10 protein-coding genes and 1 pseudogene are annotated in these 10,389 nt (G+C 75.9%); 3 read left to right on the top strand and 8 right to left on the bottom strand.

The window, feature by feature from the left end:
• Positions 1 to 2: 2 nt before the first annotated feature.
• Together E1182_RS25630 and E1182_RS25635 are read right to left on the bottom strand one after the other, a co-directional pair.
• Positions 3 to 1,085: a polyprenyl synthetase family protein gene (locus tag E1182_RS25630; RefSeq protein ID WP_132269895.1), complete on the bottom strand. Its 1,083-nt coding sequence runs from the start codon at positions 1,083 to 1,085 to the stop codon at positions 3 to 5.
• A gap of 9 nt (positions 1,086 to 1,094) precedes the next feature.
• Complete coding sequence (locus E1182_RS25635) at positions 1,095 to 2,507, bottom strand: helix-turn-helix domain-containing protein (RefSeq protein WP_132269898.1); 1,413 nt, start codon at positions 2,505 to 2,507, stop codon at positions 1,095 to 1,097.
• 282 nt (positions 2,508 to 2,789) lie between these two features.
• Between E1182_RS25635 and metF the strand changes: the two genes are divergently transcribed.
• Positions 2,790 to 3,707 (top strand): methylenetetrahydrofolate reductase [NAD(P)H], encoded by a 918-nt coding sequence (gene metF / locus E1182_RS25640; RefSeq protein WP_132269900.1) that lies wholly within the window; start codon positions 2,790 to 2,792, stop codon positions 3,705 to 3,707.
• 43 nt (positions 3,708 to 3,750) lie between these two features.
• Positions 3,751 to 4,440 carry a CDP-alcohol phosphatidyltransferase family protein gene (locus tag E1182_RS25645; RefSeq protein ID WP_132269903.1) on the top strand — a complete coding sequence of 230 codons (690 nt, stop codon included), beginning with the start codon at positions 3,751 to 3,753 and terminating at the stop codon, positions 4,438 to 4,440.
• 49 nt (positions 4,441 to 4,489) lie between these two features.
• Here the strand turns inward: E1182_RS25645 and E1182_RS25650 are convergent, their stop codons facing one another.
• Genes E1182_RS25650 through E1182_RS25675 form a run of 6 tightly spaced genes read right to left on the bottom strand, consistent with a single transcriptional unit; the run spans position 4,490 to position 9,759 of the window.
• Positions 4,490 to 5,977: an NAD(P)/FAD-dependent oxidoreductase gene (locus E1182_RS25650; RefSeq protein ID WP_132269905.1), complete on the bottom strand. Its 1,488-nt coding sequence runs from the start codon at positions 5,975 to 5,977 to the stop codon at positions 4,490 to 4,492.
• Between the two features lie 12 nt (positions 5,978 to 5,989).
• A complete protein-coding gene (locus tag E1182_RS25655) occupies positions 5,990 to 7,117 on the bottom strand; it encodes a glycosyltransferase family 2 protein (protein ID WP_132269907.1) in 1,128 nt (375 codons plus the stop codon).
• On the bottom strand, positions 7,114 to 7,944 hold the full coding sequence (locus E1182_RS25660; RefSeq protein WP_243706419.1) for a carotenoid biosynthesis protein: 831 nt from the start codon (positions 7,942 to 7,944) through the stop codon (positions 7,114 to 7,116). Before E1182_RS25660 ends, E1182_RS25655 begins: the two co-directional genes overlap by 4 nt.
• Before the next feature lie 11 nt (positions 7,945 to 7,955).
• Positions 7,956 to 8,531, bottom strand: a complete 576-nt coding sequence (locus tag E1182_RS25665) for a GNAT family N-acetyltransferase (protein ID WP_132269911.1) — start codon at positions 8,529 to 8,531, stop codon at positions 7,956 to 7,958.
• Positions 8,528 to 9,274 carry a monooxygenase gene (locus E1182_RS25670; protein WP_132269913.1) on the bottom strand — a complete coding sequence of 249 codons (747 nt, stop codon included), beginning with the start codon at positions 9,272 to 9,274 and terminating at the stop codon, positions 8,528 to 8,530. The genes E1182_RS25665 and E1182_RS25670 overlap by 4 nt, the downstream gene beginning before the upstream one ends.
• Positions 9,271 to 9,759, bottom strand: coding sequence for a YbaK/EbsC family protein (locus E1182_RS25675; RefSeq protein ID WP_132269915.1), 489 nt, complete (start codon positions 9,757 to 9,759; stop codon positions 9,271 to 9,273). The genes E1182_RS25670 and E1182_RS25675 overlap by 4 nt, the downstream gene beginning before the upstream one ends.
• 481 nt (positions 9,760 to 10,240) lie before the next feature.
• Between E1182_RS25675 and E1182_RS25680 the strand changes: the two are divergent.
• Positions 10,241 to 10,389: pseudogene (locus E1182_RS25680) on the top strand (chromosome segregation protein SMC); the annotation flags it as partial.

The following is a 10,389-nucleotide window of genomic DNA, read 5'->3' on the forward strand; positions in this document are numbered from 1 at the left end:
GGTTAGCTGGGGCGGCGGGTGGCGGCGATGGCCAGGTCGACCAGAGCCTGGCGGGCCTCGGTGTCCAGGTCGACGGCGACCAGCGCGGCGAGCGCGGCGTCCGTCAGCGTGACGATCCGCTGCTCGGTGCGGGCCAGCGCTCCGCATCCGGCGATCAACTCCCGCAGCCGGGCGATGCCCGACTCGTCCAGCGCCGCGTCGCCCAGGCCGGCCAGCAGCAGTTCCCGGCCCGCGTCGTCGATCGCCTCCACGGTCGCCGCCACCAGATAGGTGCGCTTGCCCTCACGCAGGTCGTCCCCGGCCGGCTTGCCGGTCTGCGCGGGGTCGCCGAAGACCCCCAGCACGTCGTCGCGGAGCTGGAACGCCTCACCGAGCGGCAACCCGTACGCCGAGTATGCCGCCCGCACGTCCGCCGACGCCCCGGCCAGCGCCGCACCCAGCAGCAGTGGCCGCTCCACGGTGTACTTCGCCGACTTGTACCGGGCCACCTTGCCGGCCCGTTCCACCGAGGTGTCGCCGGTGGCCTGGGTCAGCACGTCGAGGTACTGCCCGACGGTCACCTCGGTACGCATCTCGTCGAAGACCGGCCGGGCCCGCGCCACCGTCCGGGGTTCCAGCCCGGCGCAGTGCAGCAGCTCGTCGGACCAGACCAGGCAGAGGTCACCGAGCAGCACCGCCGCGGCGTCGCCGAAGCCGTCCGGGTCGCCGCTCCAGCCCGCTGCCCGGTGCCGGGCGGCGAACCGCCGGTGTACCGCCGGTTCGCCGCGCCGGGTGTCCGACCGGTCCATCAGGTCGTCGTGGATCAGGGCGCTGGCCTGTACGAGCTCCAACGCCGCCAGGGCCGTCACGACCTCGTCGGCGTCGACCCCACCGGCCCCCCGGAAGCCCCAGTACGCGAACGCCGGGCGCAGCCGCTTGCCGCCGCCCAGCACGAACGCCTCGATCGCCTCGGCGACCGGCACCAGCGCGTCGTCGACGCGGGTCAGCCGGGCGCGCTGGCCGGCCAGGAACTCGGCCAGCGCCTTGTCCACCCGCTGGCGCAGGTCGGCACGGTCGACGGGGGAGACGGGAGCAGCATGGGTCACGCCAGCACGCTAGCCGGTCCCACTCGGTTCCGCCCCGCCCCGGGGGCTGGCGCGCCGCGTACCCGCGCCGGCCGGCGGGAACGGGCGCGGATCGGACAGCAGGAACGGGCGTGCTTCGGCGAGCAGCGCCCGCCAGCGGCGTACCCCGGGTTCGGCCCGGTGCGCGGCGAACCGCCGGTCCACCTCGGCCAGCGCGGCGACGGCTCGCGCCGAGCCGGCCCGGACGGCGTCGCGCAGCGCCGTCCCGGCCACCTCCGCCGCCTCCTCCACCTCGCCGAGCTGCACCAGACCACGGGCCAGCCAACTGCCGTACACCGCCGCGCCGCGCGGCCCCCGATCGGTCCGCAACGCCACGCCGAGCAGCGACACCGCCGGCCCTGGGCGACCCAGCGCGACCAGTGCCCGCCCGGTCATCGCCGCCAGTTCGCCGCTGTCCAGCCAGTACAGCCACGGCGGTTCGGCGGACGGCTCGACGGTCTCGGCCGCGCGCCGGGCGGCGTCCAGTGCCCGCCGCGCGGCCGGGCCGCGGCCGGTGAGCGCGGCGGCCAGCGCCATCCGGTGCAGCAGCAGCGCCCGCAGTCCGGGGCTGGCGGTGCGGCGGGTCCCGGCGTACCCGGCCCGGGCCAGCAGCAGTCCGCCCTCGGCGTCGCCGGCACCGGCCAGCAGGTGGCTGGCGGAGGCGAGCACCTGACCGGCGAGCGCGCGGTCCCCGGTCGCGGCGGCGGCCCGCAGTCCGAGGCGGTGCGCGTCCACTTCGGACGACAGGTGCCCGGCGTCGCCGTCGAGCCATCCGGCGAGCTGGGCGGTCTCGGCCAGCACCGGCAGCAGCCGTCGTCGTCCGCCCGGACCGGACCGGCGCAGCGCGCGGACCGCGTACCGCAGTCGGTACGCCCCGGCCGGGGCCAGGTCCGCGCCACCGGCCAGGTCGTCGAGCCGTCGTAGTTCGGCGAGCCCGACGGCACCGGGCGGGGCTTCCCAGCCGTCGTCGGGTTCCCGGTCCGTCGCTGACCGGCCCGCCGCCTCCGCCGCCCTCCGGCCCGGTGTCGACTCGACGACGTGCTCGATGGTCGCCGGGTTGAGCAGCAGGGGAGTGCCCGGGTCCGCCGCCCAGCGGTGCGCCAGGGCCAGCAGAGCCGACCGGGACCGGGTCGCGACGGGCCCGGCCGGGCCGGGCCGCCCACTCCGCGTCGGCACGTCGGCCAGCAGTCCGGCCGGCGCGTCGAGTACGGCGGCCAGATGGCGTCGCCAGCGCTCGCCCGGCGTCCGGACGGCCCGCTCCCAGCGGGACACCTCGTGGCGGGTCAGCGTGGGTGTGTCGGCGGCGGCGCAGAGCGCGGCGGCGAGCTGCTGCTGGCTCCAGCCGTGGGCCAGCCGAAGCTGGGCGATCAGCGGCCCGAGCAGGCTCGGGTCGGGCGGGGTCATCGGTCCTCCGGCACGGGTGTCGGCGCGGCCACGCCCGCCCGTGCGCACAACAGGACGGACCGGCGTGCCGCCGGTCGGTGCTGACCCCCGCGCGGTGACCCCGGGTGCCGGCCCTCGGCCGGCCCCGCCCGCGCTGGTCCCTGTTCTACCCCGGGGGTACGACGTTCAGGTGCCGCCCGACGTCGGCGGGACGGCTGGGGACCGCACACCAGAGGCGCATGATCGTCGATGTCCAGTTGGGAAGGCATGGGTACGACCGCCGTCACCCGCTAGAGTCGGGGCGTGGCGCTCGGTCTTCCCTCCGTTCTTCCCAATCCGCAGCCGGCGATCGGGGAGCTGATCCGCCGTGACGCGCCCACCTTCTCGTTCGAGTTCTTCCCCCCGAAGACCCCCAAGGGCGAGCAACTGCTCTGGCAGGCCATCCGGGAGTTGGAGTCGCTGCGTCCCTCGTTCGTCTCGATCACCTACGGTGCCGGTGGGTCGACCCGGGACACCACGGTCGCGGTGACCGAGCGGATCGCCACCGAGACCACGCTGCTGCCGATGGCGCACCTGACCGCGGTCAACCACTCCGTCGCCGAGCTGCGCAACGTCATCGGCCGGCTGGCCGGGGCCGGGGTGCGCAACGTGCTCGCCGTGCGGGGCGACCCGCCGGGTGACCCGGGCGGCGAGTGGGTCCGCCACCCCGAGGGCGTGCTCTACGCCGAGGATCTGGTCCGGCTGGTCCGTGACGCCGGCGACTTCAGCGTCGGGGTGGCCGCTTTCCCGTACAAGCACCCCCGCTCGCCGGACATCGCCAGCGACGTCGCACACTTCGTCCGCAAGTGCCGGGCCGGCGCGGACTTCGCGATCACCCAGATGTTCTTCGACGCCGACGACTACCTGCGGCTGCGGGACCGGGTCGCCGCCGCCGGCTGCGACACCCCGATCCTGGCCGGGGTGATGCCGGTCACCCAGATGGCCACCATCGAACGGTCCGTACAGCTCTCCGGCGCGCCGTTCCCGCCCGCCCTGGCGGAGCGGTTCGCCCGGGTCGCCCACGACCCGGAGGCGGTCCGTCGGCTGGGTGTGGAGCAGGCCAGCGAGATGTGCGCGAGGCTGCTCGACGAGGGCGTGCCGGGCATCCACTTCATCACCCTCAACCGGTCCACCGCGACGCGGGAGGTGTGGCGCAGCCTCCAGGCGGGCGCGCGGGTGTGAACGGTTCACCCCGACACCTCGGCCCCACCACGACGGTTGACCGATGGTGGGCACACAGCTGAAATGGGACGGGTACGCGACCGCCTGGGCGCGGCTGCACGGCGGCTTCGACCCCCGGGTCGCCGCGCCGGTGGTCCGGGCCTGGCTGCGCTTCGCCTACCACGTTGGATACATCCTGGGTCGGCTCCGGGTGACCCCTACCGCGGTCACGGTGGGCGGGGTGCTGCTCTGCTTCTGCGTACCGCTGTTCGCCGTGCGGGGGGTGGACGGGCCGATCGTGGCCGCCCTGTTCGTCCTGCTCGCCGCGGTGGCCGACAGTGTCGACGGGGCGGTGGCGGTGGTCACCGGCCGCACCACCCGCCTCGGCTACGTGTACGACTCGATCGCCGACCGGCTCGGTGAGGTCGCCTGGCTGATCGCGTTCTGGCTGGTCGGAGCGCCCGGGGCGCTGGTGGTGGCCAGCGGTGCCCTGTCCTGGCTGCACGAGTACGTCCGGGCCCGGGCGGTCGCCGCCGGGATGCGGGAGATCAGCGTGGTGACCGTAGGGGAGCGTCCCACCCGGGTCTGTGTGGCGCTGGTCGGACTGCTGCTGGCCGGCCTGACCGGCATGATCGACCCGGATCTGGCCGCCGGCACGGTCACCATGGCCGTCGCGGTCTGGGTGCTGCTGGCCGGTTTCGGCCTGGGGCAGCTGCTGTCAACGGTCCGCCGTGCCCTGGTCACCGCCGGCTGATCCTCACTGGGCGGCGAGGCCCGCCGGGTTCCGCGTGATGGATACGCCGCTACCAGGCGGGGCCGATCTTCTCGGCGACGATCTGCGCCGACAGGGTGACCATCGGCAGGCCGCCACCCGGATGGGTGGAACCGCCAACCAGCCACAACCCGGCCGCCGGGCCACGGTTGGCCGGCCGGAACAGCCCACCCGCGGTGCCGTAGATGGCCCCGCCCGGCGCGCCGGTCGAGTCGGCCAGATCCGCCGGGGTGCGGATCTCGCGGAACAGCAGCCGGTCCCGCACGTCCACGCCCCGCTCGGCGAGCACGTCGAGAACCCGGTCCGCGTACGCCTCGGCGAGCCCGGGCCGCCGCCAGTCCACCGCCCCGCTGGCGGTGCCGTGGCGGGCGGCGTTGACCAGCACGAACCAGGCCTCGTGGCCCTCTGGGCGGACCATCGGGTCGTCGGCGACGGTGACCAGGACCGTCGGGTCGGCCGCCGGACGGGCCCGTACCCCCCGCCCCGGGTGGCCGAAGACCGCGTCGAACTCGGCGTCGTGGTCGCGGGGGAAGAAGACGGTGTGCTGGGCCAGCCCCGAGTCGCCGCGTACCCCGAGCAGCAGCACGAAACCGGCGAGGCTGCGGTCGGTCAGCGCGGCCAGCCGGCGCGGGGCGGGCAGCAGGTCCCGGTAGACGGTCAGCGCGTCCACGTTGGCCACCACCACGTCGGCGGGGACCGGCGCGGCGACGTTGGCCAGGCGTACCCCGTGCACCCGCCCGCCCGCGGCGTCGATCCGGGTGACCGTGGCGCCGGTCTGCACCACCACGCCCAGGTCCAGGCAGCGCGACAGCAGCGCGTCGGCGAGGGTGCCCAACCCGCCGCGCAGATACCAGCCGCCGTACGTCAGCTCGGCGTAGGCGACGGCGACCAGCGCGGCCGGGGCGCGGCGCGGGTCCGCGCCGGTGTAGGTGGCGTACCGGTCGAGCAGCATCCGCAGCCGCGGGTCGGACAGCTGCCGGCGGCCCAGCCCGCGCAGGGTACGACCCGGTCCGATGGCGGCCAGGTCACCCAGCCGCCAGGCCAGCGCGGCCAGGTCGCGGGGGGAGTCGACGGTGCGGCGCAGCACGTCCCGGTGCGACGCCTCCCAGACCCGGGCGGCCCGGCGCCACAGCCGCTGCCAGTCGGCGGCGGCCCGGTCGCCGAGGGCCGCGCCGATCCGGGCGGCGAACTCGGCCGGGTCGGCGCAGGAGTCCAGGTGGGGCCCGCCGCCGCCGAAGACGTGCCGGACGATCGGGTCCAGCGGCACCAGGTCCAGGTACTCGTCGAGCTTGGCCCCGGTCGCCTCGAACAGGTCGTGCAAGACCTGGGGCAGGGTGAGCAGGCTCGGCCCGGTGTCGAAGTGGAACGATCCGTGCGGGGTGTCGTGGGTGTAGCGGCCAAGCTTGCCGCCGACGGTGTCAGCCCGTTCGAAGACGGTGACCTGGTGCCCGGTGACGGCCAGCCGGGCGGCGGCGGCCAGCCCGCCGACCCCGGCGCCGACGACCACGATCCGCGCCATGCCGCGCCCCTCCTAGCTGACCGGACGGCCCCGCCAGGACAGGCGACGCCGCTTCCGCAGATGGTACGACCGTAGGGTCAACCAACCGAGGACCACGACGGACACGGGGTGCGCCAGCGCGTCGGGCCAGGCCCGACCCCCGGTCGCCCGGGCGCTGACCACCCGCCCGGCGACGCCCGCGGCGTACCCGACGGAAGCGGTTGCGGCGGCCGGGCCGGCTCCGGCGACCAGGGCGGCCACCGCGAGCAGCGCAGGCGCGGTGTAGAGCAGGAGCAGCAGGGACACCACGCCGGCCGCCGCCGACGGGTGCCCGAACGTCGCCCACAGCGACTTGGTGTACCCGTCGCGCAGCTGCGGCCAGGTGTCGTACATCCGGCAGGCGGCCAGCCGGGAGCCGTCGGCCAGCACGATCCGTCCACCGGAGCGCTTCACCGCCCGGGCCAGCTCGATGTCCTCCAGCACCCTGCCGGCGACCGCGGCGTGCCCGCCGGCAGCGGCGTAGCCGGCCCGGTCCACCAGCAGGAACTGGCCGCCGGCCGCGGCCAGCGACGGTCGCGGCGAGCGTTCCATCGCCCGCAGCGGCAGGAAGGTCAGCCACAACCACTGCAGCAGCGGCTGCACCAGCCGGTCGGCCGCCGTCCGCACCACGATTCGGGGGTACGCCGACAGCAGCGTCGCCCCGGTGGCCCGCAGCGCGGTCACCGCCGCCGCCACCGCGTACGGGGTGAGCACCACGTCGGCGTCGACGAAGACCAGCACCGTGGCGGCCGGGTCGGTGCCGGTGGCGAGCTGGTGGCAGGCGTGCGGCTTGCCCAGCCAGCCCGGTGGCGGGGCGTCCCCGTCGAGCACGCTGACCCGGGGGTCGTCGCCGACGACGGCACGGACGACGTCGGCGGTGCCGTCGCCCGAGCCGTCGTCGAGCACCACGATCCGCAGCCCGGGTACGCCTCGCTGGGCGAGCAGCGACCGCAGGCAGGGTGCCACCCGCGCGGCCTCGTCCCGCAGTGGCAGCAGCACCGCCACCGGCTCGTCGACCTCGACCGGCCCGGCGGTGGGCCGGCGCAGCCACCGGGCGGCGTTGACGACCGTGTGCAGGGTGAGCACGCCGACCGCCGCGGCCAGCACGAGCAGCGCGGTCATGCCGGGGCGTCGACGTCGCGGCGCGGTGGCCGGGGCGCGGGCCGGTCGTCGCCGGGCCGGGACGTACGCAGCAGGGTCATCGCCAGCGGCACGGCGACGACCGCCATGCCGGCCGCGCCCCACAGCGCCGAGGCGGGCAGGGCGAGGAAGACCGCGTGCGCCAGCACGCTGGACAGGTACGTCCACAGGTAGAGCGCGAACATCGGGTCGTCCCGGCTGTCGGTGCCGGCGACGGCCGGCCCGGCGAGCGGGCGCAGCGCGCCCATCAGCAGCACCGCGAAGAGCAGCCAGCCGAGGTAGTTGCTGACCGGGACACCGGGCAGCCCGGGCAGCGCCACGGTGACGTCCCGCCACATCCAGTAGCCCTCGGCGACCATCTGCGGGTCGAGGAAGAGGTCCCAGGCGGCCAGCCCGACGGCGGCCAGCGTGATCCGCCCGGCGTGCCGGGGCCACGTCGGCCGTCCCCCGGCGGGGCGGATGAGCCGGACGGCGGCGAGCCAGGCCGGCCAGGCCATCCAGGTCCAGGCCAGCGGGATGACCAGCGGCACCCCGGCCAGTTTCGGGCCCAGCTCCCCGGAGTAGTCGTAGCCGCCGAACGGGAAGCCGGTGGCCACCCCCAGCGCCTCGACGGCGAACCCGCCGCCGGTGCCCGCCGCGACCAGCGCCGCAGCCGTTCGCGGGCCGCGACTGAGCAGCGCGTGACCCACCGTGAGCAGGTAACCGAGGAGCACCGTGGCGACGGTCAGCCGGGCCCGGGTGACGCCGGTGGTGAGCGGATAGCAGATCTGGGCGAGGATCAGGGCGCTCAGCAGCGCCCAGGGGACCACCCGCCGTGGGTTCACGGCGCGGTCGGGTCCGGTGCGGCGGTGTCGGGGTTGACCAGGGGCAGGTCCCGGCCGAGTACGCCGAACGGGCGCTCGTCGCCGGGGAAGTGGAAGTGCCGCAGCACGTCGACGAAGCCGAACCGGCGGTACAGCCGCCAGGCCCGCGACGTCCGCTCGTCGGCCTCGGGGGTGGACAGCAGGGTGGTCGCCCCCTCGGCCAGGGTGAGCAGGGCGGTGAGCTGCCGGCTGCCCAGGCCGTGTCCCTGCGCCGGCGGCCGGACGTGCAGCTCGACCACCTCGAAGCAGTCGGTCAGCCAGCGCCGCTGGGCCGGCGGGTCCAACGCCCGGTGCACCTGGTCGTGCCACCACTGCCCGGCCTCGCCCCGGTAGCCGTACCCGAAGCCGGCCAGGTGCCCCTCGGTGGTGAGGCTGGCGACGGCGCGGAAGCCGGGTCGGCGGACGTGGGTGGCGATGTAGCCGCGGCGGGCCTGCAGCAGGTCGGTGCGGTAGTTCATCGCCTCGCCGTAGACGGCCACCACGTCGTCGAGCCGCCGGACCAGATCGTCCGGCGTCCACCGCACCAACCTCATGCGCTTCCTCTCACGGTCTCCGCGCCGCTGTCGGCGGCCCAGCCCAGCACCGCCCGGTCACCGACCACGTCGCGCACCTCGAACCGCGCGAAGAGTTCCTCGGCGTACCACCCCTCGGTGGCGGTGCGGGTGATCACGGCGCGGTGCTCCGGGTGACGGTACGCGAACGCCACGAGGTCCGTCGGGTCGCGCCACACGCTGACCGTGCCCTGCCAGCCCAGCGGGGCCTCCCCGACACCGAACCGGGCGAGCAGCCCGGGGGTGGCGTGCAGGGCGGCGGCCACCGGCGGGACCGCCTTCCAGAAGGTCACCACCCGCCGGGGGCGCAGCCGGGCCCGGGTCAGCGCCAGCACCGGCCCGGCCACCCGACCGCCCGACGGGTCGCCGAACGGCCGCCGCCCCGACCACTGGCCCCGACTGGCCACCGGGCGCAGGTCGAGCCGGGCCCGGGCCCGGGCGATGCGGGCCCAGGCTCGGCCGACCGGGGAGGTGTCGAAACCGTCGGCGGCGGTGGGGGAGTCCCACACGGTCAGCGCCGCCCACCGGGTCGGGTCGGCGTCACCCGGCCCGAAGCCGGTGCCGGTTCCGGTGCCGAGCAGCTTGCCGAACCGTACGCCGGGGGTGGCCCGCAACCGGCGCGGATCCCGCGCCATCCGGGCCAGTGCCCGGGGCAGCGCGGCTCGGGAGACCCGCCACACGTGCAGGGTGACCAGTTCGGGTACCGCCTCGGCGGCGGAGTTCACGCCACCTCGGCCGGGGTGCCGGCGGTGATCCGCAGCAGGTCGGCGTACGTGACGGGGAAAACCGCCTGGGGCACCCCGCCGGCCGCCCAGACCTCGTCGTACGCCTTCAGGGCGGTGTCCACCAGGGTGCGCAGCGGGTGTGGGTGGCCCAGCGGAGCGACCCCGCCGATCACCTGCCCGGTGTGCTGCCGGACGAACTCCGGGGTGGCTCGGCGCAGCCGGCTGACCCCGATGGAGGCGGCCAGGCCCGCGGTGTCGACCCGGTGCGCGCCGGAGGTGAGCACCAGCAGCGGCGCGCCGTCCGCCTCGAAGATCAGCGAGTTGGCGATGGCACCGACCTCGACGCCGAGCGCCTGGGCGGCTGCGGCGGCGGTGTGTGCGGCCTCGGGCAGCAGGCGGACCGTGCTCGGCGCGCCGGCACCGTCCCGCGCGCCCGCGCCGTCGAGGGCCTCCTGCACCGCCCGTACGTTGGGGTGTGACTGCATGCCGCCATTCTTCCGGGTACGCCCCGCAGCGGGTGGACCGGCCCGGCCGTTCGGCGTGGTGCCACCGCCGGAGGCGTCGTGACCTTGGTGGTCGTGGTGGCACGCCGTGCCTGACACGTTGCGTTTTCGTCGGCGGGAGGGTGTACTGTCAGCAGTGGTTAGAACGGGTGTTCGATTGGGTGCTGGTGCACCCCACCTGGACATGGGTGCCGCACATCCGTTCCGACGGCTCGGGAGCGGTGTTTCGCGGCGCCGCTTCCGGGAGGTGCGGTTTCGCGGACCGCACCGGGCACCGGGCAGTCGCGAGCCCGGTCCCGTCAGGCAGGATCGTCGTCCGCCGCCCACGACCCCCGGGTGGCGGACGACGAACCCGCCGGTTGCGCCGGCCGGGTGCGGTGTGGGGAAGCGTCCACACCCGGCCGGCCCCATCTGGTGCGTCTTCCTCCGCACCGCCCGTTTCGGCCACGCGGAGGAGACAGTCATGCCGACCCAACCGGCCCAGGCACCGACAGTGCCCGCGCACGTGCTGCCGCACCGCACCCCGGCCCAGCTTCTCGCGGTGGCCCGGCGTGGGCTCGTCGAGGCCGCCCAGACCCGCCCCGACGGGCTGCGTTACGCCGCTGCCCACCT

Source organism: Micromonospora sp. KC721, from assembly GCF_004348355.1.
Taxonomy (GTDB): Bacteria; Actinomycetota; Actinomycetes; order Mycobacteriales; family Micromonosporaceae; genus Micromonospora.

Excerpts from the sequence above, each read along its gene's own strand:
- E1182_RS25635 (WP_132269898.1), bottom strand. The coding sequence starts at position 2,507 with ATGACCCCGCCCGACCCGAGCCTGCTCGGGCCGCTGATCGCCCAGCTT.
- E1182_RS25645 (WP_132269903.1), top strand. The coding sequence starts at position 3,751 with ATGGTGGGCACACAGCTGAAATGGGACGGGTACGCGACCGCCTGGGCG.
- E1182_RS25650 (WP_132269905.1), bottom strand. The coding sequence starts at position 5,977 with ATGGCGCGGATCGTGGTCGTCGGCGCCGGGGTCGGCGGGCTGGCCGCC.
- E1182_RS25655 (WP_132269907.1), bottom strand. The coding sequence starts at position 7,117 with ATGACCGCGCTGCTCGTGCTGGCCGCGGCGGTCGGCGTGCTCACCCTG.
- E1182_RS25665 (WP_132269911.1), bottom strand. The coding sequence starts at position 8,531 with ATGAGGTTGGTGCGGTGGACGCCGGACGATCTGGTCCGGCGGCTCGAC.
- E1182_RS25675 (WP_132269915.1), bottom strand. The coding sequence starts at position 9,759 with ATGCAGTCACACCCCAACGTACGGGCGGTGCAGGAGGCCCTCGACGGC.